The sequence below is a fragment of the Plantibacter sp. ME-Dv--P-122b genome, assembly GCF_030209375.1.
In the GTDB taxonomy this organism is placed as follows: domain Bacteria; phylum Actinomycetota; class Actinomycetes; order Actinomycetales; family Microbacteriaceae; genus Plantibacter.
On the sequence record NZ_JARVSC010000007.1, the window covers coordinates 1 to 26169 of the forward strand.

The 26169-nt window shown below is 69.0% G+C and carries 20 protein-coding genes; 12 read left to right on the top strand and 8 right to left on the bottom strand.

Going from position 1 to position 26169, the window contains the following annotated elements:
- Positions 1 to 127: 127 nt before the first annotated feature.
- Both ppgK and map read right to left on the bottom strand, forming a co-directional pair.
- The gene (gene ppgK, locus QRN19_RS14640; protein WP_085510829.1) at positions 128 to 904 is read right to left on the bottom strand and encodes a polyphosphate--glucose phosphotransferase; all 777 of its coding nucleotides are present in this window, start codon (positions 902 to 904) and stop codon (positions 128 to 130) included.
- Positions 905 to 913: 9 nt separating this feature from the next.
- Positions 914 to 1816: a type I methionyl aminopeptidase gene (gene map, locus QRN19_RS14645; protein WP_285027793.1), complete on the bottom strand. Its 903-nt coding sequence runs from the start codon at positions 1814 to 1816 to the stop codon at positions 914 to 916.
- 34 nt (positions 1817 to 1850) lie between these two features.
- Here map and QRN19_RS14650 point away from each other — a divergent pair, with 34 nt between their 5' ends.
- The 4 genes from QRN19_RS14650 to QRN19_RS14665 all read left to right on the top strand — a co-directional run bounded on the left by QRN19_RS14650 (position 1851) and on the right by QRN19_RS14665 (position 8575).
- Complete coding sequence (locus tag QRN19_RS14650) at positions 1851 to 2036, top strand: hypothetical protein (protein WP_064293764.1); 186 nt, start codon at positions 1851 to 1853, stop codon at positions 2034 to 2036.
- 103 nt (positions 2037 to 2139) lie between these two features.
- Positions 2140 to 4107 carry a hypothetical protein gene (locus QRN19_RS14655; protein WP_285027794.1) on the top strand — a complete coding sequence of 656 codons (1968 nt, stop codon included), beginning with the start codon at positions 2140 to 2142 and terminating at the stop codon, positions 4105 to 4107.
- Between the two features lie 97 nt (positions 4108 to 4204).
- Entirely contained in the window at positions 4205 to 5560 is a 1356-nt protein-coding gene (locus QRN19_RS14660) for a glutamine synthetase family protein (RefSeq protein WP_079705870.1), read from the top strand.
- 21 nt (positions 5561 to 5581) lie between these two features.
- Positions 5582 to 8575, top strand: a complete 2994-nt coding sequence (locus QRN19_RS14665) for a bifunctional [glutamine synthetase] adenylyltransferase/[glutamine synthetase]-adenylyl-L-tyrosine phosphorylase (RefSeq protein WP_285027799.1) — start codon at positions 5582 to 5584, stop codon at positions 8573 to 8575.
- Positions 8576 to 8701: 126 nt separating this feature from the next.
- On the opposite strand, the gene glnA is transcribed toward QRN19_RS14665, so the two are convergent.
- Entirely contained in the window at positions 8702 to 10126 is a 1425-nt protein-coding gene (gene glnA / locus QRN19_RS14670) for a type I glutamate--ammonia ligase (protein ID WP_056005986.1), read from the bottom strand.
- A gap of 139 nt (positions 10127 to 10265) precedes the next feature.
- On the opposite strand from glnA, the gene QRN19_RS14675 reads away from it, so the two are divergent.
- Positions 10266 to 10697, top strand: coding sequence for an RDD family protein (locus QRN19_RS14675; RefSeq protein WP_285027802.1), 432 nt, complete (start codon positions 10266 to 10268; stop codon positions 10695 to 10697).
- A gap of 81 nt (positions 10698 to 10778) precedes the next feature.
- Here QRN19_RS14675 and QRN19_RS14680 read toward each other — a convergent pair whose 3' ends face one another.
- Entirely contained in the window at positions 10779 to 11483 is a 705-nt protein-coding gene (locus tag QRN19_RS14680) for a DUF4191 domain-containing protein (protein WP_071260054.1), read from the bottom strand.
- Positions 11484 to 11614: 131 nt separating this feature from the next.
- Here QRN19_RS14680 and QRN19_RS14685 point away from each other — a divergent pair, with 131 nt between their 5' ends.
- Positions 11615 to 13141 (top strand): protein kinase domain-containing protein, encoded by a 1527-nt coding sequence (locus tag QRN19_RS14685; protein WP_285027804.1) that lies wholly within the window; start codon positions 11615 to 11617, stop codon positions 13139 to 13141.
- 30 nt (positions 13142 to 13171) lie between these two features.
- Here the strand turns inward: QRN19_RS14685 and QRN19_RS14690 are convergent, their stop codons facing one another.
- The 3 genes from QRN19_RS14690 to QRN19_RS14700 all read right to left on the bottom strand — a co-directional run bounded on the left by QRN19_RS14690 (position 13172) and on the right by QRN19_RS14700 (position 17626).
- A complete protein-coding gene (locus QRN19_RS14690) occupies positions 13172 to 14593 on the bottom strand; it encodes a 2-oxo acid dehydrogenase subunit E2 (protein WP_285027805.1) in 1422 nt (473 codons plus the stop codon).
- A 61-nt stretch (positions 14594 to 14654) separates the two neighbouring features.
- On the bottom strand, positions 14655 to 16028 hold the full coding sequence (gene lpdA / locus QRN19_RS14695) for a dihydrolipoyl dehydrogenase (protein ID WP_064293772.1): 1374 nt from the start codon (positions 16026 to 16028) through the stop codon (positions 14655 to 14657).
- A 95-nt stretch (positions 16029 to 16123) separates the two neighbouring features.
- Positions 16124 to 17626, bottom strand: coding sequence for a leucyl aminopeptidase (locus QRN19_RS14700; protein WP_285027808.1), 1503 nt, complete (start codon positions 17624 to 17626; stop codon positions 16124 to 16126).
- Positions 17627 to 17746: 120 nt separating this feature from the next.
- Between QRN19_RS14700 and QRN19_RS14705 the strand changes: the two genes are divergently transcribed.
- The 5 genes from QRN19_RS14705 (at position 17747) to QRN19_RS14725 (ending at position 23508) form a co-directional block, all read left to right on the top strand.
- Complete coding sequence (locus tag QRN19_RS14705; protein ID WP_285027809.1) at positions 17747 to 18670, top strand: proteasome assembly chaperone family protein; 924 nt, start codon at positions 17747 to 17749, stop codon at positions 18668 to 18670.
- Positions 18671 to 18679: 9 nt separating this feature from the next.
- Complete coding sequence (locus QRN19_RS14710) at positions 18680 to 19987, top strand: MFS transporter (RefSeq protein ID WP_285027811.1); 1308 nt, start codon at positions 18680 to 18682, stop codon at positions 19985 to 19987.
- Between the two features lie 185 nt (positions 19988 to 20172).
- Positions 20173 to 21495 (top strand): RNA polymerase sigma factor, encoded by a 1323-nt coding sequence (locus tag QRN19_RS14715; RefSeq protein ID WP_285027812.1) that lies wholly within the window; start codon positions 20173 to 20175, stop codon positions 21493 to 21495.
- 4 nt (positions 21496 to 21499) lie between these two features.
- A complete protein-coding gene (locus QRN19_RS14720) occupies positions 21500 to 22762 on the top strand; it encodes a MurT ligase domain-containing protein (protein ID WP_285027813.1) in 1263 nt (420 codons plus the stop codon).
- Complete coding sequence (locus QRN19_RS14725; RefSeq protein WP_285027815.1) at positions 22759 to 23508, top strand: hypothetical protein; 750 nt, start codon at positions 22759 to 22761, stop codon at positions 23506 to 23508. The genes QRN19_RS14720 and QRN19_RS14725 overlap by 4 nt, the downstream gene beginning before the upstream one ends.
- A gap of 105 nt (positions 23509 to 23613) precedes the next feature.
- Here QRN19_RS14725 and QRN19_RS14730 read toward each other — a convergent pair whose 3' ends face one another.
- Positions 23614 to 23844, bottom strand: a complete 231-nt coding sequence (locus tag QRN19_RS14730; RefSeq protein ID WP_079705880.1) for a DUF7455 domain-containing protein — start codon at positions 23842 to 23844, stop codon at positions 23614 to 23616.
- 231 nt (positions 23845 to 24075) lie between these two features.
- On the opposite strand from QRN19_RS14730, the gene QRN19_RS14735 reads away from it, so the two are divergent.
- Complete coding sequence (locus QRN19_RS14735) at positions 24076 to 26154, top strand: DNA gyrase/topoisomerase IV subunit B (protein WP_285027817.1); 2079 nt, start codon at positions 24076 to 24078, stop codon at positions 26152 to 26154.
- Positions 26155 to 26169: the final 15 nt, after the last annotated feature.

Consider the following 26169-nt stretch of genomic DNA (forward strand, 5'->3'; position numbering starts at 1 on the left):
CGTCGAGCCGTACTGCGACATCCGCGCAAGCGTGGGACAGAACCCGGCGTACCGGCCGACCCGTTCACACCCAAGGCGCCGCGGCGGTCGCGCTGAGACGACCGTCGCGGGCAGCGCCCCGCAGCACTCAGGCGATGCGTTCGGCAGGGCCCGCGGCGAGCGCGGCTGCGCCGAGGATGCCCGCGTTGTTGCGGTGCACGGCGGGGATGATCGGGGTGTCGAGCTTCAGCAGCGGCAGGAAGTGGTCCGCGTGCTTGGACACGCCGCCGCCCACCACGAACTGATCGGGCGAGAAGAGGAACTCGAGGCGCTCGTAGTACTTCTGGAGGCGCTTGGCCCACTTCTCCCAGCTCAGGTCCTCGCGCTCCTTGACCGCGTAGGACGCCCGTGTCTCAGCGTCCTTGCCGTCGATCTCCAGGTGCCCGAGTTCGGCGTTCGGGATCAGCGTGCGGTTGTAGATGAGCGCCGTGCCGATGCCGGTGCCGAGGGTCGTCAGGATCGTGAGACCGCTGGCACCCTTGGCCGCCCCGAACTCGGTCTCGGCGTATCCGGCCGCGTCGGCGTCGTTCACGAAGGTGATCTCACGCCCGAGGCCCTGCTCGAACAGCTGCTCGGCTTCGAGGCCGATCCAGGCGTCGGAGACGTTCGCCGCGGACATCGTCCGGCCGTTGCGGACGATCGCGGGGAAGCAGACACCGAGCGGGAGTCCGTCCGAGGCCGGGGACAGCTGCTCGAGCACCTCGCGCACCGTGACGACGATGTCCTTCGGCTCGCCACCCTTCGGCGTGGGGATCTTCACCCGATCGGTGAGGAGGGCACCAGTCGTGAGATCGACGACCGCACCTTTGATGCCGGTCCCTCCGATATCGATGCCGACGGCGGACCGGGGAGCTGCGTTCGTCATGCGTCCAGCCTAGAGCGCCGCGGGCGCTGCGTCGGTGTCGATCGGGCTCGGAAGCGTCAGGATCTCGGCGCCGCGTTCGGTGACGACGAGGGTGTGCTCGAACTGCGCGGTCAACGACCGGTCTCGGGTCGTGACCGTCCAGTCGTCGTCCCACTGCTCCCAGTCCTGGGAGCCGATCGTGAGCATCGGCTCGATCGTGAACACCATGCCGGGCTCCATCACCGTGTCGTACAGGGGCGCCGCGTCGTAGTGGGGGACGATCAAGCCCGAGTGGAAGGACCGGCCGACGCCGTGCCCCGTGAAGTCGCGGACGACCCCGTACCCGAACCGCTTCGCGTAGGACTCGATCGCACGACCGATGACGTTGATCTGTCGGCCGGGGGCGACGGCCTTGATCCCTCGGTTGAGGGCTTCCCTGGTGCGCTCGACGAGGAGGCGTGTGTCGTCGGCGACGTCGCCGACGAGGAAGGTCACGTTGCTGTCGCCGTGCACCCCGTCGAGGTAGGCCGTGATGTCGATGTTCACGAGGTCGCCGTCGCGCAAGGCGGTGTCGTCGGGGATGCCGTGACAGACGACCTCGTTGACCGAACTGCAGATCGACTTGGGGTAGCCGCGGTATCCGAGGGTCGACGGATAGGCGCCCTTGCCGATGACGAACGCGTGTCCGATGGCGTCCAGCTCGTCGGTGGTCACCCCGGGACGCACCGCCGCGCCGACCGCCTGGATCGCGTCGGCGGCGATGGTCCCGGCGACCCGGATGCGTTCGATCTCCTCAGCCGAGTACAGGTCACCCCGGGTGTCGGTGGCCGGTGCGGCGCGACCGACGTACTCGGGGCGCACGATGGTGTCAGGCACCGATCGCGGGCGGCCGACGCGACCGGGGATCAGGTGACCTGCGGTGTCGAAAGGCATAGGATCAAGCCTAACCGAGCAGGGGAGACGCGCCGTGGCGAAGGAACCATCCGAGCAGTACTGGTACAACACGAAGACCGGTCAGGTCGAGTTCGGCTTCGAGTCGAGTGTCGTGGACCGCGTCGGTCCCTTCGAGACGGCTGCAGAGGCCTCGCATGCCCTGGAGCGCCTGCGCGCCAACAGCGCGAAGTGGGACGCCGACGAGGCTGCCGAGGACTGAGCCACCCAGTCGCGTCACCAGCGGATAGCGGGTCAGCCCTCTTCCGCAGGCGTGGTGTGATCCGCCAGGATGGGCCGAGCGATGAAGCTCGAGCGGGGGGAACATGCACACGATCGACCGTCCATGGAGGCGACCGATCGCCATCGGACGAGGTGCCGTCGCGGCCGTTGCCCTCGGACTCCTCCTCATGTCGGCGTCGCCCGCCGGTGCAGCGCCGATGGTCGCCGCGGAGGTCAGCGCGGCCGAATGCGTCACCGCGGTCCCCGGTGGTTCCCGCTGCGGCGTGTTGACGGTGCCCCTGTCGCGCGCGGTGCCGGACTCGGCGGAAGCGACCCTGCCGTACGTGCTCGTGCCGGCCGCCCTCGAGACCGGGCGACCGCCGCTCGTCTATCTCGCCGGCGGGTCGGCTCTCTCGACGCTCGACATCCAGCAGCTCGCGGTCGAGGGCGGGCTTGCCGCCGACCGCGACGTGGTGTTCGTCGAACGCCGGGGCGGTCGTGACGCCACGCCGTCGCTCGACTGTGCTCCGGCGACCGCCGCCATCCGCGCGTCGCTCGGCGCTGATGGGGACCGTGCAACCCGCGTCGCCGCGGTCGGCGCCGCCTTCGCCTCCTGCACCGCGGCCTGGCAGGAGGACGGCGTCGTGCCGACCGACTTCGGCGTCGCGCCCGCGGCGGCCGACCTCCGCGACCTCCGGCAGCAGCTCGGTTACGACCGGTGGACCATCCTGGCCGTGGGCTCGTCGGCCGGCGTGGCCCTCGCGGCGTCCGACGTCGATCCGAGTGGTGTCGACGGTGTCGTCCTCGACGGCCCCGACCTGGGTGCACCCGGGATCGTCTCCGCGGGCGGTGTGGCGGCCGCCCTCGCCGTGGTCCACACGCGCGGCGTCGAGCCGCAGGGTCCCGCTCCGTCCCCGCCGGCGTCACCACAGGCCGCCGCCGCTGAGGAACCGGAGTCGAGGAACCCGGACACCGCGCCGAGCGAGCCGACACGTTCCGCCGGGATACTCACCGCCGCCACCGACGCGCTCGTCGCCGAACCTCACCGCACCTCCGGCGCGCATACGATCACCCTCGGCGGTGACGCACTCCTGGCGATCGCCTCACACGCGTTGTCCGAACCCACCGCCCAGTCGGCACTCCCGGTGATCCTGAGCTCGGTCGCGGACGGCGACAGGACGGTACTGGACCCCGTGACGGACGCTGCCATCGCCGAGCTGACCGACCCAGGCGACATCGTCGACCGCGTGCTCGGCTGTTCGACGACGGGCTGGCCCGGTTCGATCGAGCGCTCGGATGCGGAGGCGACCACGACGAGCCTGCTCGAGGACGTCGCGGCCGCTGCCTGCTCGTCCTTCGCTGTGGCGGCGACGCCGGCACCCGCAGCGATCGGGACGTCGGTGCTCGTGCTCGAAGCCCCGGAACAGGCTGCCGCCCTCGCCTCGCCTGTGGCAGATGGCGCCGCAGCGGTCCTCGTGGCGGCCTTCCCGGGGTCGGGTGCCGTCCCCTCGGCCAGTAGTGCATGCGCCCGGATCGCGGTGCGCGCGTGGCTCAGCGATCCGGCGAGCTATCGGGCGGCGCTCTGCGACACCGACGACGCGGCCGTCGTCGTCGTCGACCGAGCCGATGTCGCGGCGAGCCCGAGATGGGCCGAGCTGCAGTCGTCGGACGCCGGCGGCAGGTGGCTCCTGCTGGTGCTGCCCATCCTGTTCGGGCTCGTGGCCATCGGATGGTCCGTGGCGTGGGGCTACCGGTTGATCACCCAGGCGCTTCGGCGCCAGCCGGTGCAGGACGGTCTGCTGCTGGGGATCGCTCCGGTCTTCGGAGCGACGTGGGCGATCGGGGGAGCCGTCGTGCTCGTCCGTGCGGCTGTGTCGAACCCGGCGATCGCTCTCGTCGGAGTGCCCGCGGCCTTGCCGTGGCTCTCCATCGCCCTGCTCGTGAGTTGTCTCGGGCTGGTGCCCGTCTGGCAGGGTGCCCACCGTGGATTGCGGCTGCGGATCGCCGCCCTCTCAGTGCTCTGGGCGGCGACGGCCGGCTGGACCGCACTCTTCGTCCTCGCCTGGTGGTGAGCCGTGGATCGCCCACGCCCGGCGCGCGCTGATGAGCGGGAACGGGGACGGAGCCAGTAGCCTAGACACGGGCCGCCGGCCGAAGGAAGAGGGGCAGATGGATAAGCAGCGCGACTTCGTTCTCCGCACGATCGAGGAGCGGGGCGTCAAGTTCGTCCGGCTGTGGTTCACCGATGTCGTCGGGACCCTCAAGTCCGTCGCGATCGCCCCCGCCGAAGTGGAAGGCGCGTTCTCCGAGGGCCTCGGCTTCGACGGTTCGGCGATCGAGGGACTCAGCCGCTCCTACGAGTCCGACCTCCTGGCCCACCCCGATCCGACGACCTTCCAGATCCTGCCGTGGCGCGGTGAGATCGACCCGACTGCGCGCATGTTCTGCGACATCACGACGCCGGACGGCCAGCCCGCCGTCGCCGACCCTCGGAACGTCCTGAAGCGCACCCTGGCGAAGGCCGCCGACATGGGGTTCACGTTCTACACGCACCCCGAGATCGAGTTCTACCTGCTGAAGTCGTCGCAGTACGGCGTCGACGGACCGGAGCCGGTCGACTCGGCGGGCTACTTCGACAACGTGCCCGGTGGCACCGCGCACGACTTCCGTCGACGTTCCGTCCGGATGCTCGAAGACCTCGGGATCTCCGTCGAGTTCAGCCACCACGAGGCGGGCCCGGGCCAGAACGAGATCGACCTGCGGTACGCCGACGCCCTGACGACGGCCGACAACATCATGACCTTTCGCACCGTCGTGAAGGAGGTGGCGATCGAGCAGGGCGTCTACGCGACGTTCATGCCGAAGCCGCTCGTCCACCAGCCCGGCAGTGGCATGCACACGCACATGTCGTTGTTCGAGGGTGACTCGAACGCCTTCTACGAGGCGGGTGCGCAGTACCAGCTCTCGAAGACGGGCCGGCAGTTCATCGCAGGACTGCTGACGCACGCTCCTGAGATCACCGCGGTGACGAACCAGTTCGTGAACTCCTACAAGCGACTCTGGGGCGGCGTCGGCCCGAACAAGCTGTCCGAGGCTCCGAGCTTCGTCTGCTGGGGCCACAACAACCGCTCGGCACTCGTGCGCGTGCCGCTCTACAAGCCCAACAAGGGCCAGAGCGCTCGGGTCGAGTACCGTGCCATCGACTCCGCCGCCAACCCGTACCTCGCCTTCTCGCTCATGCTCGCCGCTGGGCTGAAGGGCATCGAGGAGGGCTACGAGCTCCCACCGGAGGCCGAGGACAACGTCTGGACCCTCTCCGACACCGAGCGCCGTGCGCTGGGATACAACGCGCTGCCCGCCAGCCTGGATCGCGCCGTCAGCCTCATGGAGGGCTCCGAACTCGTGGCGGAGACGCTCGGGGAGCAGGTGTTCAACTACGTCCTGCTCAACAAGCGACAGGAGTGGCACGAGTACCGGGCTCAGGTGACCCCCTTCGAGCTGGCCAGCAACCTGGAGATGCTCTAAACGAGGGGACCGGTCGGTCGCATGGTCCGCGAGAACATCTCCCTGAGCACGCTCGCCCGACTCGGGTTCACCGGTCTGGGTGAGGCCCGTGACCGGCTGGACGAGCTCGCCGAGCTCGTCCAGCTCGATCCGGCGTTGCTGTCGCCGTCCTTCGCCGTCGCGGCCGACCCCGACGCCGCTCTGGTCGGTGTGCTGATGGTCGGTCGGAAGTCACCCGCCGAGCTGTCAGCGCTCCTGGCGGACCAGGCCTCGGCGGAGCGACTGTTCCGACTGTTCGGCGCCTCGCAGGGGTTCATCGACTTCTTCCTCCGCCACCCCGACCAGCTGTCGGTGTTCGAGTTGCCGGTGACCCGCGTCCCGACGCTCCAGGAGGCGCGCGACGAACTGCTCGCGAGCGTCGGTGCCGAGGACGGCTTCGCCGCGATCGTCGAGGAGCCGGCCTGGGACGCGATCCGCGTCGTCTACCGACGGCTGCTCGCCGAGGTCGCCCTCTTCGACCTCTGCGCCCCGGATCCGATCGTCGTGCTCGACCGGGTCGCCAGTGCCCTCTCCGACCTCGCAGCAGGTGCGTTGGAGGCCTCCATCGCCGTCGCCCGGACGCAGACGAGTGGCCCGAGAGGTCCCGGTGTATACCCGCGCGAGGAGGTCGCCGCCACCCGCTTCGCGATCATCGGCATGGGCAAGGCCGGCGCTCGGGAACTGAACTACGTCTCCGACGTCGACGTCATCTTCGTCGGTGAGGGGTCGGGTGACGGCGAGGAGGCGCTCGACAACGGGCGTGCCGTCGAGATCGCCACCCGGCTCGCGGTCCTCACCATGCGCGGTCTCGGACAGGCGGGTCTCGAGCCGAGCCTGTGGGAGGTTGATCCGAACCTTCGCCCGGAGGGGAAGGCCGGCGCCCTCGTCCGCACGCTCGAGTCGCATCTCGTGTACTACGACCGCTGGGCGAAGAGCTGGGAGTTCCAGGCGCTCCTCAAGGCACGGGCCCTCGCCGGCGATCCCGAGCTCGGTGCCCGCTACATCGAGGCGGTGCAGCCGAAGGTGTGGGGGAGTGCGTCCCGCGAGGGGTTCGTCGAATCGGTCCAGCGGATGCGCGAACGGGTCACCGAACACATCCCCGCGGAGGACGTCCACTATCAACTCAAGCTCGGCCCAGGCGGGCTCCGCGACATCGAGTTCACGGTGCAACTCCTCCAGCTCGTCCACGGACAGCTCGACGACTCCGTGCATCAACGCGGCACCCTCGCCGCCCTCGACGGCCTCGCGACCGCCGGGTACATCGGTCGCGCCGAGGCGCAGGAGTTCGCTCACGACTACCGCCTGCTGCGCGTGCTCGAACACCGCCTGCAGCTGACGCGACTGCAGCGCACGCACATGATGCCGCGCGACGAGCCGTCCCTCCGATCCCTGGCCCGATCGAGCACGCTCGCGACGACCGCACAGGCCCTCGTCACGCGATGGGAGACCACGAAGCACGGTGTCCGGCAGCTGCATGAGCGGTTGTTCTACCGGCCGCTGCTCTCGGCCGTCGCGGCCTTGCCCGAGAGCGGTCTCAGTCTGACGAGCGGTCAGGCGGAGGCGCGACTCGCGGCGATCGGCTTCGTCGATCCCCGCGGCGCGCTCGCTCACATCGGGGCGCTCACCGCAGGCGTGTCACGGCGCGCGAACATCCAGCGGCATCTGCTCCCCGTCATGCTCGGCTGGTTCGCGGACGGCGCCGATCCCGACTACGGACTGCTCGCGTTCCGTCGGCTCAGCGAGTCCCTCGGCGAGTCCCACTGGTTCCTGCGGATGCTCCGCGACTCCTCGGGCGCGGCCGAGCGGCTCACACGGGTCCTCTCGGGGTCCCGGTTCATCGGCGAGCTCATGGACCGCATCCCCGAGTCGGCAGCTTGGCTCGCGGGCGACGAAGACCTCCTCCCGCGCTCCTCGGCCGCGCTCGGCGAGGAGATCGCCGCCATCCTCAGACGACACGATTCACCCGATACCGCAGCCGCCGCCATCCGCGCAGTACGGCGACGTGAAGTACTCCGGCTGGCGATGTCGTCGACCGTCGGCATGCTGGACGTGCAGGGCCTCGCCGCCGGGCTCACGGACGTGTCGACGGCGACGCTCGCAGGGCTCCTCGGCGCCGTCAGACGCATCGGGGGACTCGGAGCCGACATCGAGTTCGCCATCATCGCCATGGGCCGCTACGGCGGTGCAGAGCTCGGACTCGGTTCGGACCTCGACGTCCTCTACGTGTTCCGGCCGAAGGACGGGGTCGACACCCAGGATGCACAGCGGCAGGCCGGAGCGATCGCCGCAGAGCTCAAGCGTCTGAGCGAGGACGCCCGGCTCCCGCTCGACCTCGACCTCGACCTCCGTCCCGAGGGGAAGAACGGCCCGCTCGTGCGGTCCCTCGACTCCTACCGGAACTACTACGCGCGCTGGTCCCTCACCTGGGAGGCGCAGGCGCTGCTCCGCGCCGCCGGAGTCGTGGGCGACACCGAGCTCATCGAGGCGTTCACGGAGGTGGCGGACACGGTCCGCTACCCGGCCGCGATCAGCGAACAGTCGGTGCGCGAGGTCAAACGGATCAAGGCACGTGTCGAGAACGAGCGGCTCCCGCAAGGCGCTGACCCGACGCGACACCTGAAGCTCGGGCGCGGCTCGCTCAGCGACGTCGAGTGGTTCGTGCAGCTCCTCCAGCTCGAGCACGGCGCGGCGGTGCCGTCGTTGCGGACCACCTCGACGCTCCGAGCGCTCGACGCGGCGGTGGAAGCGGATCTCGTCGATCGGGAGTCCGCAGAACGACTCCGTGAGGCCTGGATCCTCGCCTCGCGGATCCGCTCGGCCATGACGCTGTGGTTGAACAAGACGCAGGACGTGCTGCCGAGCGACCGACAACAGTTGGAGGGTGTGGCGCGACTCCTGGAGTACCCGACCGGATCGGCGAGTCTCCTGGAACAGGACTACCTCGCGGCCACCCGGCGCGCCCGGACGGTCTTCGAGCACGGCTTCTACGGCATCTGAGCCGAGATGCGGCGAATCGTCGCTCACCCGGGCCCGGAGCGACGATCTGCCGCAACTCAGGCCGCGCAACGCGAACCGCCCGCCATCCGAGAGGATGACGGGCGGTTCGTGGTTCGGCAGGTGTCGTCAGACGCCGTAGTACAGCTCGAACTCGAACGGGTGCGGGCGCTGGGCCAGCGGCTTGATCTCGTTCTCGCGCTTGTACTGGATCCAGGTCTCGATGAGCTCCGGCGTGAAGACGTTGCCGGCGAGGAGGAACTCGTGGTCCGCCTCGAGTGCCTCGAGCGCAGCGCCGAGCGATGCGGGCACCTGCGGGATGTTCTTGGCCTCCTCGGGGGGAAGCTCGTAGAGGTCCTTGTCGACGGGCTCGTGCGGCTCGATGCGGTTCTTGATGCCGTCGAGGCCGGCCATCAGCTGGGCGGCGAACGCGAGGTACGGGTTGCCGGAGGCGTCGGGCGCGCGGAACTCGATGCGCTTGGCCTTCGGGTTCGTGCCCGTGATCGGGATACGGATCGACGCCGAGCGGTTACCGGCCGAGTAGACCAGGTTGACGGGAGCCTCGAAGCCGGGGACCAGGCGGTGGTACGAGTTCACCGTCGGGTTCGTGAACGCCAGGACGGCGGGGGCGTGCTTCAGCAGACCACCGATGTACCAGCGGGCGAGGTCGGAGAGGCCGCCGTAGCCGTTCTCGTCGTAGAAGAGCGGCTTGCCGTCGCTCCACAGCGACTGGTGCGTGTGCATGCCCGAGCCGTTGTCGCCGAAGAGCGGCTTCGGCATGAAGGTCGCGGTCTTGCCCCACAGCTCGGCCGTGTTCTTCACGATGTACTTGAACTTGAGGATGTCGTCCGCCGCGGCGACCATGGTGTCGAAGCGGTAGTTGATCTCGGCCTGGCCGCCGGTGCCCACCTCGTGGTGCGCACGCTCGAGGATGAGGCCGGCGTCGATCAGCTTGAGGCTGATGTCGTCGCGGAGGTCGGCCTGCTTGTCGACGGGGCTGACGGGGAAGTAGCCACCCTTGTACGGCGTCTTGTTGCCGAGGTTGCCGCCCTCTTCGGCGCGGCCGGTGTTCCAGGCTCCTTCTTCGGAGTCCACCGAGTAGAAGCTCGAGTGCTGGTTCACCTCGTACCGGACGTCGTCGAAGATGTAGAACTCGGCCTCGGGGGCGAAGAACGCGGTGTCGGCGATGCCGGTCGAGGCGAGGTACTTCTCAGCCTTCTTGGCGACCTGACGCGGGTCCTTGGAGTAGATCTCGCCGTTGCGGGGGTTGTAGATGTCGAACACCATGATGAGCGTGCGCTCGGCACGGAAGGCGTCGATGTAAGCGGTGGAGACATCCGGGATGAGCTGCATGTCCGACTCGTGGATGTTGGCGAAGCCACGGATGGACGAACCATCGAAGAGCTGGCCGACGGTGAAGAACTCCTCGTCGACGGTGCTGGCCGGGATGTTGAAGTGCTGCTGCACGCCGGGAAGGTCCGTGAAGCGGATGTCGAGGAACTTGACATCGGTGTCCTTGATGAACTTGAGCACTTCGGAAGAATCACTGAACATGTGAATGGCTCCAAATGGGGTTGGTACAGAGAGGCTGCACAGCGCAGCCAACTGTGAGACTACGGGGAGGGGGTTACCCCGCCATGACACCCATGTTTCGTGGATGTTACGAGAATCCCCGCCCGAATAGAATGGCACAGTGCCCAACACCCCGCAGAATCCACGGACCTTCGGAGAGCTTCCTCCCAGCGCCTTCCCCGGTGAACGCCTGGGACTCCCGGAGAGCGGCGTCCGGTCGATCGCGCGGGTCGGTCGGCGGATCACCGCCCTCGTCATCGACTGGGCTCTGGCGGTCGTCCTCTCCATCGCGTTCTTCGCCTACGACGCCACCGCGACGCTCGTGATCTTCGCCGTCATGCAGTTCGTGTTCATCCCGACCATCGGCGGCAGTCTCGGCCATCGCCTCTGCGGCATGCGTCTCATGCCGTTGACCGGCGGTTGGGTCGGGCTCTGGCGGCCGGCCGTGCGGACCGTGCTCCTCTGCGTGCTCGTTCCAGCGCTCGTCTGGGACTCGGACCAGCGTGGTTTCCATGACAAGGTCGCCGGCACCGTGCTCCTGCGGGTGCGCTGAACGCAGCCGGAAACGCGAACGGCCGCCCTCCTGATGGAGGGCGGCCGTTCGTTTCACCCGGGGTGTTCCCGGGTCGGAGGGTCAGCGCGCGCGCTGCGGGCGGACCCGCATCGGGTCGACGCCCTTCGGGATGGGGAGCTGGGTGCCGAACGAGGACAGACGGTTGCTGACCGCGAGCACCTCGGGGTTCGTCAGGGACTTCTTGACCTTCCGGAGGGCACCGGAGAGCTGACGGAGCTGCACCGAGTCGGCGTCTGGGCCGACGTGGAAGACCGTGATGGGCACGTTCGGGAGGATGCGGGTGACCTTGCGCTTCTCGTCCTCGAGCAGGCGTGAGGTCCGCGATCGGGGTCCTTCGGCGATCAGTGCGACGCCACCACGGCCCACGGCCCGGTAGATCGCATCCTGGGTCTTCGGGTTCACGGCGACGGGCATCTCGCTCGTCTGCCATGAGCGCGGAGCAGCCCGGAGCACCTGGCCCACCGCGCCCGGCCGACCCTCGATCTGCGTGTAGACGACCTTGTCGGCACGCCGGGTGAGGATGAACAGAGCTGCGAGGATACCGGCGAGCACACCCGCGATGATCCACATGACGAGCGCGAAGATGTTGCCCGCCGAGAACAGCAGCGCGACCGCGACACCGATGAGCACCGGCAGGATGAAGCCGCCGAGCATCAACCACTGCGCCGCCTTGTCGTGGCGACGGGTGAGCTGGAACACCTGCCAGAGCTGCTTGATCCGCCCTGGTTCCTTCTGCGCCGCCGGGGGCGCGTCCTTCTGAGCCATGCTCCCAGGATAGCCGGTGACGGAGGGTCCTGATGCTGCGTTCCGCTCCACAGGCCGGCGGCGGGTGGACCTTGTCCACAGCCCGGTGCGCCGACGCCGTCGGACGGGGCTCTGCGTCGGAGGATCGAGCTATGGAAAGACTGCCAGACCCGTCCGCCACCACAACCCGAGTTGCCGGCCGTCGTCTCGTCCGCCGCTTGGGTGAGGGCCGGGAGTGGACGGCCTACTCGACGGTGCTCGCCCAGGCCGGATCCGCGCACGGCGGGCGTACCGACCAGGCCGCCCCGGCGGGCGACGCCGTGCTGCTCCGAGCGAGGGCGGACGCCGCCGAGCGCGACCTCTGGCGTCGCGCGGCCATCCTGTCCCGACTCGACCACCCGCACATCGTGAGACTCGTCGACGTCGCCGAGGATCCCGCCGGCCTCCCGTGCCTGCTGGTCGAGCGGCTCGCCGGCGGCACGTTGGGAGAACTGCTGCGCCGCCGGGAGTCGATCGCTCCCGGTGAGGCCGTCACGATCCTGGCACCGCTGGTCGACGCCATCCGCGCGGCGCACCTCTCCGGGATCAGTCACGGGTCGATCAGCGCTTCAGCCGTGCGCTTCGCTGACGACGGCCGACCGGTCCTCTCCGGCTGGTCGGGCGCAGCTCCCGTCGACCACCAGACGATCGATAGTGGGCTCGGCCGCACCGCACCGGCGTTCGCTGCCGATTGGACGGCGTTCGCGGGGCTCATGGACGGCGTCCTGCAGGCGACCGACCTCGACGAGGCCCCCTCGACCGTGGCCTGGGCCGAGGTCGTGCCTGAGCTCGCCGACCACGAGATCGCCAACCGACTGCAACAGCGGATCCACGCCCTGGCACGACCGCTCCCGGTCCTGCTCGACCGCGTCGACCCGCCGTCCGCATCACCTGCCGATGCCATCCGTGCTTCCGCCGATCGCGCCCAGCGGACCGCTCCGCTCCCAGCGAGCCGACGGGCCGCGCTCGAGTCGAGGCGTCGGTCACGACCTTCCGCGTCGACGCTGCGTCGTCATCTGGCCTGGCGATCCGGTCGAGGCACACGGGTAGCGGCCGCCGCCCGCTCGACGCCGCTCGTCGACGGCGGCCCGAGACGCCGCCGACTCGTGATCGGAGCGGCTGGCGCGGCAGCGGCACTGGTGTCGGCGGCGATGGTGTTCCTGCCGTCCGAGGACCCGAGCACCGCGATCGCACCAACGCCGGCCGGTTCGGCCGGTTTGGACGGCCCGGTGCCCGCGCCGATCACGACTGTCGCGCCGCCGGCGGCGACGCCGATGCAGACGGCCGACGAATCCGACGCCGTCGACGTCGTCACCGGTGACGATCCCGAGGCCGCGGCCCGCGAGCTCGTCCGTCGACGGGATCAGTGCCGCACGACGGGGGAGGAGGGGTGCCTCTGGGACTCCGTCGAACGCGGGTCCCCGTTCGACGACGACGAGCACTTCGGTGTCGGGATCGGATCGATCGATGCGGCGAGCCTCGACCTCGTCGACCGTCAGGGCGACGCGGCGATCCTCCGAGGCACGGCCGAGCCGCCCGAGACGGACGAGGCCGCCGCAGGACGACGACAGCCCGTCACGCTCCTCGTGGTGAGGGGCGAGACGGGCTGGCGTCTGCGGGAGGTGTTCACCGCCGGATGAGGCGGTGGACACGGCGCGGTCGGTTCGGGATCAGATCCCGAGCGAGCCGCGGAAGTCGCCTGCTTCGAGGCGGTTCTTCACCTGGACGAGGAAGCGTGCAGCGTCCGCGCCGTCGATGATGCGGTGGTCGTAGCTCAGCGCGAGGTAGACCGTCGAACGGATCGCGATGGCGTCTGCACCGTCGACCGTGACGACGACCGGCTTCTTCGTGACGATACCCGTACCGAGGATCGCCGACTGCGGCAGGAACACGATCGGGGTGTCGAACAGGGCGCCGCGCGAACCGGTGTTGGTCAGCGTGAACGTGCCGCCCGACAGCTCGTCCGGCTGCAGCTTGTTGTCGCGAGTGCGCTGCGCGAGATCGGCGATCTCGGCGCCGAGCTCGGCGATCGACTTGGAACCCGAGTTGCGGATGACCGGCGTCAGCAGGCCACGCTCGGTGTCCACGGCGATCGCGAGGTTCTCCGTCTCCGGGTACACGATCTGGTCGCCGTCGACGGTGGCGTTGATGATCGGGTACGTCTGGAGTGCCTCGCTGGCAGCAAGGGCGAAGAACGGCAGGAACGACAGCTTGTTGCCGGTCTTGGCGAGGAACTCGTCCTTGACGGCCGTACGGAGTGCCGCGACCTTCGTGACGTCGACCTCGACGACGCTCGTCAGCTGGGCGGTGCCCTGCATCGAAGCGACGGCGCGCTCGGCGACGACCTTGCGCAGACGCGACATGGCCTTACTCGTGCCACGCAGCTCGGAGACCTGGACGGTCGGAGCAGCGGGCGACTCCGTGGCGCCACCGGCGCTCTGAGCCTGCAGGACGTCTTCCTTGCGGATCCGTCCGCCGACACCGGTGCCGGTGACCGTGCTGAGGTCGACCCCGTGCTGGTTGGCGAGACGACGCACCAGCGGCGTGACGTAGCCGGAGTTGACGACCCCGCCAGCGGCAGGCGTCGAAGCGGCGGCCGGAGCCGGAGCAGCAGGCGCAGCAGCAGGAGCCGGAGCAGCAGCTGGTGCCGGAGCAGCAGCGGGAGCCGGAGCAGCAGCTGGTGCCGGAGCAGCAGCAGGAGCAGCAGCCGGCGCTGCAGCAGGTGCAGCAGCGGGAGCCGGCGCGGCAGCAGGTGCCGGCTCGGGCTCGGCCGCGGGAGCGGGCTCTGCCGGGGCGGGTTCGGCAGCAGCCGGTTCCGCGGCGGGCGCGGGCTCCTCGGCAGCAGCCGCACCCGAACCATCACCGATGGTCACGAGAGCGGTGCCGACCTCGACGGTCTCGTCCTCCTGGACGAGGATCGCTTCGATGACACCCGCGACGGGCGAAGGGATCTCGGTGTCGACCTTGTCGGTCGACACTTCGAGCAGCGGCTCGTCGACCTCCACGGTGTCGCCGACATTCTTCAGCCAGCGGGTGACCGTACCCTCGGTGACACTCTCGCCGAGTGCCGGGAGGCTGACGGATTCGCTCATGACCTTGTCTCCTTTGAAACCTGTTGTGTGTTCACTAGCTTATTGGGGTGTTCGGAATGCGTCACAGCGCGTGCAGGGGCTTGCCTGCAAGCGCGAGGAATGCTTCGCCGAGCGCCTCGTTCTGCGTGGGGTGCGCGTGGATCAGCGGCGCGATGTCCTCGGGGTAGGCTTCCCAGTTGACCGCGAGCTGGCCTTCGGCGATGAGCTCACCGACGCGGGCGCCGATCATGTGCACACCGATGACGGGGCCGTCGTTGACCCGGATGACCTTGACGTTGCCGCTCGTGCCGATGATCTCGCTCTTGCCGTTGCCGGCGAGGTTGAAGTCGTAGCTCGTGATGTTGTCGGCGCCGTACTGCTCGGCCGCCTTGGCCTCGCTCAGACCGACGGACGCGATCTCGGGGTCGCTGTAGGTGACCTTCGGGATGTTGACGTCCTCGATGATGACCGGCTTGAGACCGGCGATCTCCTCGGCCACGAAGATGCCCTGCTGGAAGCCGCGGTGCGCGAGCTGCAGGCCGGGGACGATGTCGCCGACGGCGTACAGGCCGGGGATGTTCGTCTCGAGACGGTCGTTGGTGATCACGAAGCCGCGGTCGATGGTGACACCGACCTCCTCGAAGCCGAGTCCGGCGGTCGACGGGCCACGGCCGACGGCGACGAGCAGCAGCTCGGCGTCGATCGTCTTGCCGTCCTCGAGCGTGATGTGCACGCCCGAGTCGTCCTGGGTGACGCCCTGGAACCGCACGCCGAGCGAGTATTCGATGCCGCGCTTGCGGAACGCGCGCTCGAGCGCCTTGCTGATCGACTCGTCCTCGTTGGGGACGAGGTGGGGGAGCGCCTCGATGATCGTGACCTCGGTCCCGAACGACTTCCAGACGCTCGCGAACTCGACGCCGATCACACCGCCGCCGAGGACGGCGACCTTCTTCGGCACGAAGTCGAGCTGCAGCGCCTGCTCGCTCGTGATGACGCGGCCACCGATCTCGAGACCGGGGAGCGAGCGGCTGTACGAGCCCGTCGCGAGGATCACGTTCTTGCCGGTGATGAGGTCGTCGCCGACCTGCACGCTCGTCGGGGAGACCAGACGGCCCTCACCCTCGATGGTGGTGATGCCGCGGGCCTTGACGAGGCCCTGGAGTCCCTTGTACTTCTTCGCGACGATGCCCTCGCGGTACTTCGTGACGCCCTCGATGTCGATGCCTTCGAAGGTGGACTTGACGCCGTACTTCTCCGACTCGCGCGATGCGTCCGCGACCTCGGCGGAGTGCAGCAGCGCCTTCGTCGGGATGCAACCGCGGTGGAGGCAGGTGCCGCCGACCTTGTCCTTCTCGATCATGCCGACGGTGAGGCCGAGCTGCGAAGCGCGCAACGCCGCAGCGTATCCGCCGCTTCCGCCTCCCAGGACTACCAGGTCAAAATTCTGCTCGGACACTCCGTTGCTCCTTGTGTGTGCTTCGTGGTCGATCGGAAACCGTCGTGGTGTGTTCGGCGGCGTCGAGGCGGGTCGAACCGCCCCCACCGACCTTACTACGGGTGGCTAATCTCCTCGGCCATTGCGAGGAGGGTGCGGACCGCGACTCCGGTCGGGCCCTTCGCGGTGAAGCCGTAGGGGGCGTCGCCGTTCATCGCGCTCCCGGCGATGTCCAAGTGGGCCCACGGGATGCGGGTCGTCCCGCCGTCCTCGTCGGTACGGTCGGCGATGAACTCCTGCAGGAAGGTGCCGGCGACGAGCATGCCGCCCGCGGTGGTCCCGGGCTTCGCGTTGGCGAGGTCGGCGACGTCGGAGTCGAGGACCTTGCGCAGTTCCGCTGGGAACGGCATCGGCCAGAACAGTTCGTCCGCTCCGGAACCGGTCGCGATGAGGTCCGTGACGAACGCTGCATCGCCCATGACGCCCGTGTAGCGGTTGCCGAGCGCGACCACGGCGGCTCCCGTGAGGGTCGCGACGTCGATGATGGCGTCCGGGCCCTCCTCGCCTGCTGCGACGAGTCCGTCGGCGAGGACCAGCCGGCCCTCGGCGTCGGTGTTGGTGACCTCCACCGTGCGTCCGCCTCGGATGGTGAGGACGTCGTTCGGCCGGATCGCCGTGCCGGACGGGAGGTTTTCGGCGAGGCAGAGCCACGCGGTCAGCCTGGTGGGTACCCCGAGCCGCGCGGCCGCTGCCAGGACGGCGAGCACGGTCGCCGCACCGGTCATGTCGTACTTCATCCCGACCATCGAGACCGGCGGCTTCAGGGAGAGCCCGCCGCTGTCGAAGGTGATGCCCTTCCCGACGAGGGCCAGGTGAGTCCGGGCGGCCTCCGGGTGGTAGCTCAGCTTGACGAGTCGCGGAGGCCGAGAGGACCCCTGCCCGACGCCGAGGATGCCGCCGAAGCCGTCCTCGGCCAGGCGGGTCTCGTCCCATTCCTCGACCTCGACGTCGAGGCCGTCGACCGCAGCGCGGGCCGCGTCGGCGAAGGTCGCCGGGTAGAGCTCGTTCGGCGGCGTGTTGACCAGGTCCTTGACGAGCGCGATGGCCTCGGCGACCGCGGTGGCGTGTTCCGCGAGCCCGGCATCCGGGGCATCCACGGTCGACGGGACGACGACGGTGATCTGCTCGAGCGATGCCGGCGCCGGCGCGGACCCGACACCACGCGACGCGGTGTAGCGGTAGGCGCCGATGGCCGCCCCCTCGAGGACGGCTTCGGCGGCGGCGGCCGTCTCCTCCGTCAACGCGAACGCGATCGAGGCCTGGCCGTCGATCGTCCTCGTGACCGCGCCGGCCGCACGTCGGAAGGACGCGTCGTCCGCGTCAGAACCGAGGCCGACCACCACGAGACCGGAGGCCGCGCCGAACCGGTCCGGGAGGCGTCGCACCTGGTCTTCGGCTCCCGTGACGCCGGAGGCGCGCAGCTCGCCCGCGAGCGGCGCGTAGGCCTCGGGCGCCAGGAGCTCCGGTCCGTCGTCGCCCTTCCTCACCGCGAGGACGAGCAGCTCGGCCTCGACTCCCTCGACGGCGGCGGACAACACGGAGAGCACAGGGATCGTCATGCCTCCATCGTAGGCACGTGCCGTTCCGGAACGAGGCGGGGCCCCCGGTGTTCGCTCTCGGCGGTACCGCCGACGCCCGGAGGGGAAGGGCGCTGCGACACCCCCGTTTAGAGTTGGACCATGCCTACGCCTGACGACCTCTACGAGGTGCACCCGGAGATCGACATCCCCGCCGGCCTCCATCTCGTCGCGGGGCTCACCGGGTTCTCCGACGCCGGCGGCGCGGTCGGGCAGTTGAACGCCTACCTCGACGACGTCCTCGACACGACGGTCATCGCCGAGTTCGACGCCGACGTCCTGCTCGACTACCGGGCCCGCCGGCCGATCATCTCGTTCGACCAGGACCACCTGACTGAGTACCGGCCACCTCGGCTGACCCTGTCGCTGGCCCACGACGAACTCGGATCACCGTTCCTGTTGCTCACCGGTTTCGAGCCCGACTTCCTCTGGGACCGCTTCGTCGCGGCCGTGCTCGAGCTCGTCGACCGCTTCCGGGTCAGCGACACGACGTGGGTGCACGCCATCCCGATGCCGGTCCCGCACACCAGGCCGATCGGGGTCACCGTCAGCGGCAACCGGTTCGACCTCATCGAGTCGCTCTCGGTCTGGCGCCCCCGCACCCAGGTGCCGTCCAACGTGCTCCACCTCCTCGAGTACCGCCTCTACGAGCGCGGGGACAGCATCGCGGCCTTCGTGCTCCTCGTGCCGCACTACCTCGCCGACACGGAGTTCCCGGCCGCGGCGATCACGGCGATCGAGAGCCTCAGCGCGGCGACCGGGCTCATCTTCCCCACGGACCGTCTCCGCGAGGACAGCCGCGACTTCCTCGCCAAGATCGACGAGCAGGTGGGGACCAACCACGAGCTCGGCCAGCTGGTCTCGACGCTCGAGGAGCGGTACGACGCCTACATGGAGGACAACTCGCCGAAGTCGCCGCTCACCGACATCGATGGAGCGCTCCCGACGGCCGATGAGATCGCCGCGGAGCTCGAGAAGTTCCTCGCGAGCCGGCGCCACGGCGACGAGGACCGCTCGACCACCTAAGCTGGATCGGTGGGATCTCGACGCGTCTGGTGGGTGTACGGCGTCGGGGTGTTCGCCTACCTCATCACCGTCATGCAGCGGTCGACGCTCGGCGTGGCGGCGGTGGACGCCACCGAGCGGTTCCAGGTCGACGCCGCCGCGCTGTCGACGCTCGCGGTCGCACAGCTGATCGTGTACGCCGCGATGCAGGTCCCGGTCGGGGTGCTCATCGACCGCCTCGGACCCCGCGTCCTGATCATCGCGGGGCTGACCGTCGTCATGGCGGGCCAGGTCTGGCTGGGTCTCACGACCGAACTCGGCGGCGCGATCGTCGGCCGGATGTTGGTCGGCCTCGGCGACGCCGCGGTGTTCACCTCCGTGCTCCGGCTCGTGAACTCCTGGTTCCCCACCCACCGGGTGCCGATCGTGTCCCAGTGGGTCGGCAACATCGGGCAGATCGGCCAGATCCTCTCGGCGGTGCCGTTCTCCTTCGTCCTCCACGCCTTCGGCTGGTCGCCGGCGTTCCTCAGCGCGGCGGGGCTCGTCCTCCTGGCGCTCGTCGGGGTGTTGATCGTCGTCCGCGACCGGCCTGCCGGTTCCGACGAGGCGCCGCGCCCCGAGACGTGGGGCCACGTCGTCCGCGAGGTCGTCATCAGTCTGCGTCGGCCCGGGACGCGTCTCGGGTTCTGGTCGCACTTCGTCACCCAGTCCTCCGGTACTGTCCTCACGCTCCTCTGGGGCTTCCCGTTCATGGTCTACGCCCTCGGCTACCCGCAGCCCCTCGCCGCATCGTTGCTCATCGTCATCGTGGTCTCGGGCATGATCGCGGGCCCCATCCTCGGGGTGCTCACCGCACGGTTCCCCTACCGGCGGAGCAACCTCGTGCTCGGGATCGTCACGGTCATGGGCGTCGCCTGGGCCGCACTCCTCCTCTGGCCGGGCGTCCCACCGATGTGGCTCGTGATCGTCCTGTTCGTCGTGGTCGGGATCGGGGGCCCCGGTTCACTCATCGGGTTCGACTTCGCCCGCACCTTCAATCCCATCCGCGCGCTCGGCGGGGCGAACGGCATCGTGAACGTCGGCGGGTTCCTCGCCAGCTTCGTCATGATGTTCCTCATCGGTCTCATCATCGACGCGGTCAGCGGGGGATCCCGTGCCGACTACTCCATGGACAGCTTCCGGATCGCCTTCTCCGTGCAGTACCTGGTGGTCGGGTTCGGCGTGGCGATGCTGCTCGTCGCCCGGTCCCGCACGCGGAGACGCTTCGCCGAGGACGAGGGCATCGCCGTCGGCCCACTGTGGATCGCCGTCCGTGCCAGGCTCGGTCGCCGTCGCTGAGCGTTCGCTTCGTCCACCGATCCCACCCTTGACAAACGGCCTGTGGCTCTGGGGTCTTCCGGCGCGCGCTATAATGGAACACGGACCCGTTCACCTCTCGGAATGTCGGCGGCCCTTTTCGGGTTGCACTGCACCAAGACTTGACATGGGTCCTCGTAATGTCCGAAATCACGGACGATCCGGCGATGACTGTCCATGCCGGGTCCGAACAGGAAGGTGCAGCTATGGCCACCAAGACGGCTCGCGCAGACGAAGCAGCGCCAGCAGACGAGGCCACGGAGGCTCCCGCAGCGAAGGCTCGGACCACCAAGGCCACCACGACCCGAGCGAAGGCTGCTCCCAAGAAGGCCACCCGCGCCAAGACGGGTACGAAGTCGAGCACTGAGCCCGACGAGGGCACGGACGACGAGGACGTCGTCGTCGAGGTCGTCGCCGACGACGCCGTGGTCGACGCGCCCGCAGGCGACGCCACCGAGGCGGTCGAGGAGGAGGACGACAAGTCCGTGCCGGAGATCACCCTCCCCACCGACGCACTCGTGCTCTCCAACAGCGACGACGACGAGATCCCGGTGTACTCGGCCGCGATCACCGGCGCCACCGCCGACCCGGTCAAGGACTACCTCAAGCAGATCGGTAAGGTCGCGCTCCTCAACGCGGCCGAAGAGGTCGAGCTCGCGATGCGTATCGAGGCGGGCCTCTTCGCCGAGGACAAGCTCGCACAGCTCTCCGACCTCGAGAAGCGCTCGCGGGTCGGTCGTGAGCTCCAGTGGGTCGCGAAGGACGGCGCCCGCGCGAAGAGCCACCTCCTCGGGGCGAACCTCCGACTCGTCGTGAGCCTCGCCAAGCGGTACACGGGCCGCGGCATGCAGTTCCTCGACCTCATCCAGGAGGGCAACCTGGGCCTCATCCGTGCGGTCGAGAAGTTCGACTACACCAAGGGTTTCAAGTTCTCCACCTACGCGACCTGGTGGATCCGTCAGGCCATCACGCGCGCCATGGCCGACCAGGCGCGCACCATCCGCATCCCGGTGCACATGGTCGAGGTCATCAACAAGCTCGCCCGCGTGCAGCGGCAGATGCTGCAGGACCTGGGCCGCGAGCCCACGCCCGAGGAACTCAGCCGCGAACTCGACATGACGCCCGAGAAGGTCATCGAGGTCCAGAAGTACGGCCGCGAGCCCATCTCGCTGCACACGCCCCTCGGCGAGGACGGCGACAGCGAGTTCGGCGACCTCATCGAGGACACCGAGGCGGTCGTGCCGGCCGACGCCGTCAGCTTCACCATGCTGCAGAAGCAGCTGGAGTCGCTCCTCGACTCGCTCTCCGAGCGGGAAGCGGGCGTCATCCGGATGCGCTTCGGCCTCGGCGACGGCATGCCCAAGACGCTCGACCAGATCGGCGACACCTTCGGGGTCACCCGTGAGCGCATCCGGCAGATCGAGTCGAAGACCATGGCGAAGCTGCGTCACCCGAGCCGATCCCAGTCGCTTCGCGACTACCTCGAGTAGGAGCATGCGCTACGCCCCGGCCATCCTCGCCGGTCGTGCCGTCCGATTCCTCGCCAGGCTGCGCAAGCCGGGCGGGGGATCGGCCGTTCCCGGCCTCGTGGTCAACCGCATCGCGCCCGGGTTCCTCCCCGACACGCTGAACGCCTTCCCGCGCGGTCTCGTGATCGTGAGCGGCTCGAGCGGGAAGTCGACGACGACCAAGATGCTCGTCGGCATCCTGCGTGCCCACGGTGTGTCGGTCTTCACGAACCCGTCCACGGCGAACATCTCGCAGGGCCTCACCTCAGCCCTCCTCGAACGAGCCGATCTCCGCGGCCGCATCGACGCCGACCTCGGGGTGCTCGAGATGGACGAAGGACACGGCGCGCTCATCGCGCCGCGCCTCGCACCCGCCCACGTCATCCTGACCAACGTGTCCGTCGACCAGATCGACCGCTTCCACGACGCCGCCATGGTGGCCCGCATGCTCGACGCGATCGCCGCCCGATCGAGCACGTCGCTCGTCCTGAACGGCGATGACGCACTCGTCGACGCCGTCGCTCCGGGCAGCGACGCGACGCGATGGCGGTACGGCGTCTCGACGGCCGTGCTCGGCGCCAGCGCACGCGGCCTCGGCTACAGCACGACCTCGTCCGATCGGGTCGACCCCGGTTCCGGAACCGTCGTCGAAGCCCTCGACGGCGATCTGGTGTCGATCACCCACCGCGGTGAGACCGTGCGGTTCCGCCTGCCGGCCCGCGGCGTGCACTACGCCGTGGATGCGGCTGCAGCCCTCTCCGGCGCCGCCGTGATCCTCGGCCCCGAGTTCCGGCTCGCCACCGCGGCGGAGTCGTTCCGCGCGCTCACGCCGGTGTTCGGCCGCGGCGAGGTGACGACCGTCCGCGGGGTGGAGGTCGAGTTCGTCCTCGTCCAGAACCCCGCGAGCTTCCAGCTCAACGTCGACAGCCTGGCGGCCGACACCGAGCAGATCCTGGTGGCCGTCGGGAGCGACGTCCGCGATCCGTCGTACCTCTGGCCGGTCGACACGTCCAGGCTCGGCCGTGTGGCGCTCGTGTCGGGCTCCAAGGCCTGGGAAGCCGCGCTGCAGCTGGGCTATGACGGGGTCGAGATCGACCGGATCGAACCGGACCTCGGCACGGCGTTGGACGCGTTCCTCGCCCTCCCGGCGCCCGAGCACGGTCGGAAGACCGTGATCTTCACCGCCGACTCGATGCGCCGCACCCGTGCGCACCTCGGCCTCGCCTCGAACGATCAGGACGACGCATGACGACCGAGCCGACGATCACCATCGCCGTCCTCCTGCCCGCGAGCTGCAATGTGAACGGCGACGCCGAGAACGGTGCGGTCCTCGCTCGCCGAGCACGCGCGCGTGGTCTCGCCGTCGAGCTCGTCCCGGTGGAATCGGTCGCCGAGCTCCCGAGCACGGTCCACGCCGTCGTCCTCGGGTCGTGCGACGACCCGTCGGCGCCACAGGTGCTCGAGGCGCTCCGGCCGTTCCGCGACGCGTTCATCGCCTGGGTGGAGGCCGGCGTCCCCGTCCTCGCGATCGCCAACGGGTGGAAGCTCCTCACGCGCCGGCTCGAGCTGGTACCGGGGAACTGGGTCGAGGGCCTCGCCATCATCGAGGGCGACGCCCCGTTGCGGCGCACGCGGGCGAGTGACGACCTCGTCGTCGTGCCCAGCGGCAGACTCGAGCTCGACGCCCCGGTGCTCGTCGGGTACGAGAACCACGGGCGGGACTTCCGAGCCGGGACGGGCGTCGAGTCGGTCGGCGCCGTGCAGCACGGACGAGGCAACGGCGACGGGACGGAGGGTGCGCTGGTCGGCCCGTTCGTCGGGACCCACCTGCACGGTCCCGTGCTCGCCAAGAACCCGGAACTGGCCGATCGGCTGCTCCGTCTGGCGATCACGGTCGCCGGCGGCACCTCGATGCTCGACGGGTCGCCGGAGCTCCACGCCCTCGACGACATCGCTGCCAACGCCAGAGCGCAGATCGTCTCCGCGCTCGCGTGAGGAAGCGCGTGCTCGAGTCCGCAGACTCGAGCACGCGCTTCCTCGAGGACATGACGAAGGGCCCCGGATCTCGGATCCGGGGCCCTTCGTCATGATGCCGGTGGACTAGGCGCGCTGCTCGTTGAAGAGTCGCGCGGACTCGTCGTGCCAGTCGGTCGCGACCTGCGTCAGCTTCTCCTGGTACTTCTTGCCGTGGTGCGCGCAGAACAGCAGCTCGCCGCTGTTCATCTGCACGCGGATGTAGGCCTGTGCTCCGCACAGATCGCAACGATCGGCGGCAGTCAGTTGCTGGGCGTCGAGGTCACTCGGCGTGCTCTCGGTAGCAGTCTGTGACATGTGCTCCTCCTGACTCGGGCGGCTACGAAACTCGTAGTACTCATGAAAGCACGCGATTGTCACAACGGGGTCCCATTCCGTGTTCGTTTCGCTGTGCGCGTAGATGATTCGGATCAACCGTGCAGCCGGATGGGTCGACGGCCCGCGAGAACGCTCCATCGAGGGCGTCCGGGCGATCTCGCGCCGAGTGTCTCCCTCGGCGTGTCGGCGCCGACGACTACGCTGGGAAGCGTGAGCAGCGACTACTCCGCCAGGCATCTCTCCGTCCTCGAAGGCCTCGAGGCGGTGCGTAAGCGACCGGGCATGTACATCGGTTCCACCGACTCGCGTGGCCTCATGCACTGCCTCTGGGAGATCATCGACAACTCCGTCGACGAGGCCCTCGGCGGGTACGGCGATCAGATCGAGATCGTCCTCCACGCCGATCAGAGCGTCGAGGTGCGCGACCACGCACGTGGCATCCCGGTGGACATCGAGCCGAAGACCGGTCTCTCCGGTGTCGAGGTCGTCTTCACCAAGCTCCACGCCGGCGGGAAGTTCGGCGGCGGTTCGTACGCCGCGTCCGGCGGGCTGCACGGCGTCGGCGCTTCGGTCGTCAACGCCCTGTCCGAGCGACTCGACGTCGAGGTCGATCGCGGCGGCAAGACCTACGCGATGTCGTTCCACCGCGGCGAGCCGGGGATCTTCGCCGACACGGGGGAGCCGACCCCGGACGCACCGTTCACACCGTTCGAGAAGCAGAGCGAGCTCCGCGTCATCGGCAAGACGAAGCGCGGCGTGACCGGCACCCGGATCCGCTACTGGGCCGACCGCCAGATCTTCACGAAGGGCGCGCAGTTCCAAGCCGACGAGCTGCTCGGCCGCGCGCGCCAGACCGCCTTCCTCATCAAGGGGCTCGGAATCCACATCCGCGACGAGACCGTCGAGGAGCCGACCGAGGCGATGTTCCGGTACGAGGGCGGTATCTCCGAGTTCGTCGATTACCTCGCAGGCGACACCGCGCTCACCGACACCTGGCGCCTCACCGGCAGCGGCACGTTCACGGAGACCGTCCCGGTGCTGTCACCGTCGGGCACCATGGTCGCCACCGAGGTGGAGCGCGAGGCAGAGGTCGACATCGCACTGCGGTGGGGGACCGGGTACGAGACGGTCATGCGCAGCTTCGTCAACATCATCGCCACGCCGAAGGGCGGCACGCACCAACTCGGATTCGACCAGGGCCTGTTGAAGTTCCTCCGCGCCCAAGTCGAGCAGAACGCCCGTCGACTCAAGGTCGGCTCGGACAAGCTCGAGAAGGACGACGTCCTCGCGGGCCTCACAGCGGTGCTGACGGTGCGCCTCGCCGAGCCGCAGTTCGAGGGCCAGACGAAGGAGATCCTCGGCACGCCGGCCGTCCGAGCCATTGTCGCCAACGTCGTCACGAAGGAGCTCAAGGAGCGGTTCGCCTCGACCAAGCGCGACGACAAGGCGCAGACCGCGCTCGTGCTCGAGAAGATCGTGTCGGAGATGAAATCCCGGATCTCCGCGCGGACCCACAAGGAGACGCAACGCCGCAAGAACGCGCTCGAGAACTCGTCGCTCCCGGCCAAGCTGGTCGACTGCCGCTCGGGCAACCTCGAGTCGAGCGAACTCTTCATCGTCGAGGGCGACTCGGCACTTGGCACGGCGAAGCTCGCTCGAGACAGCTCCTACCAGGCACTGCTCCCGATCCGAGGCAAGATCCTCAACGTGCAGAAGGCCTCTGTCTCCGACATGCTGTCGAACGCCGAGTGCGCGTCGATCATCCAGGTCATCGGCGCGGGATCCGGACGATCGTTCGATCTCGACGCCGCCCGCTACGGCAAGATCATCCTCATGAGCGACGCCGACGTCGACGGCGCCCACATCCGGACCCTCCTGCTCACCCTCTTCTTCCGGTACATGCGGCCGCTCATCGAGGCAGGTCGCGTGTTCGCCGCAGTACCGCCGCTCCACCGCGTCATCGTCATCAACCCCGGCTCCAAGCCGAACGAGACGATCTACACGTACTCCGAAGCCGAACTGCACGCGGTGCTCAGCGACCTCAAGCGCACCGGCAAGAAGCACCAGGAACCGATCCAGCGCTACAAGGGCCTGGGGGAGATGGACGCCGACCAGCTCGCCACCACCACCATGGACCGCCGTCACCGCACGCTGCGCCGGGTCCGCGTCGAGGATGCGGAGTCGGCCGGACGGATCTTCGAACTCCTCATGGGCAACGACGTCGCCCCACGCAAGGAATTCATCGTCGACAGCTCCGACCGACTGTCGCGGGAGAGCATCGACGTCTGATCGGTGGTCGTCCGC

Coding starts and splice junctions, on each gene's coding strand:
- QRN19_RS14700 (WP_285027808.1), bottom strand. CDS start 17,626: ATGACGATCCCTGTGCTCTCCGTGTTGTCCGCCGCCGTCGAGGGAGTC.
- QRN19_RS14715 (WP_285027812.1), top strand. CDS start 20,173: ATGACTGTCCATGCCGGGTCCGAACAGGAAGGTGCAGCTATGGCCACC.
- QRN19_RS14685 (WP_285027804.1), top strand. CDS start 11,615: ATGGAAAGACTGCCAGACCCGTCCGCCACCACAACCCGAGTTGCCGGC.
- QRN19_RS14730 (WP_079705880.1), bottom strand. CDS start 23,844: ATGTCACAGACTGCTACCGAGAGCACGCCGAGTGACCTCGACGCCCAG.
- QRN19_RS14660 (WP_079705870.1), top strand. CDS start 4,205: ATGGATAAGCAGCGCGACTTCGTTCTCCGCACGATCGAGGAGCGGGGC.
- map (WP_285027793.1), bottom strand. CDS start 1,816: ATGCCTTTCGACACCGCAGGTCACCTGATCCCCGGTCGCGTCGGCCGC.
- QRN19_RS14655 (WP_285027794.1), top strand. CDS start 2,140: ATGCACACGATCGACCGTCCATGGAGGCGACCGATCGCCATCGGACGA.
- ppgK (WP_085510829.1), bottom strand. CDS start 904: ATGACGAACGCAGCTCCCCGGTCCGCCGTCGGCATCGATATCGGAGGG.
- QRN19_RS14725 (WP_285027815.1), top strand. CDS start 22,759: ATGACGACCGAGCCGACGATCACCATCGCCGTCCTCCTGCCCGCGAGC.
- QRN19_RS14680 (WP_071260054.1), bottom strand. CDS start 11,483: ATGGCTCAGAAGGACGCGCCCCCGGCGGCGCAGAAGGAACCAGGGCGG.
- QRN19_RS14665 (WP_285027799.1), top strand. CDS start 5,582: ATGGTCCGCGAGAACATCTCCCTGAGCACGCTCGCCCGACTCGGGTTC.
- QRN19_RS14705 (WP_285027809.1), top strand. CDS start 17,747: ATGCCTACGCCTGACGACCTCTACGAGGTGCACCCGGAGATCGACATC.
- QRN19_RS14690 (WP_285027805.1), bottom strand. CDS start 14,593: ATGAGCGAATCCGTCAGCCTCCCGGCACTCGGCGAGAGTGTCACCGAG.
- QRN19_RS14720 (WP_285027813.1), top strand. CDS start 21,500: ATGCGCTACGCCCCGGCCATCCTCGCCGGTCGTGCCGTCCGATTCCTC.
- glnA (WP_056005986.1), bottom strand. CDS start 10,126: ATGTTCAGTGATTCTTCCGAAGTGCTCAAGTTCATCAAGGACACCGAT.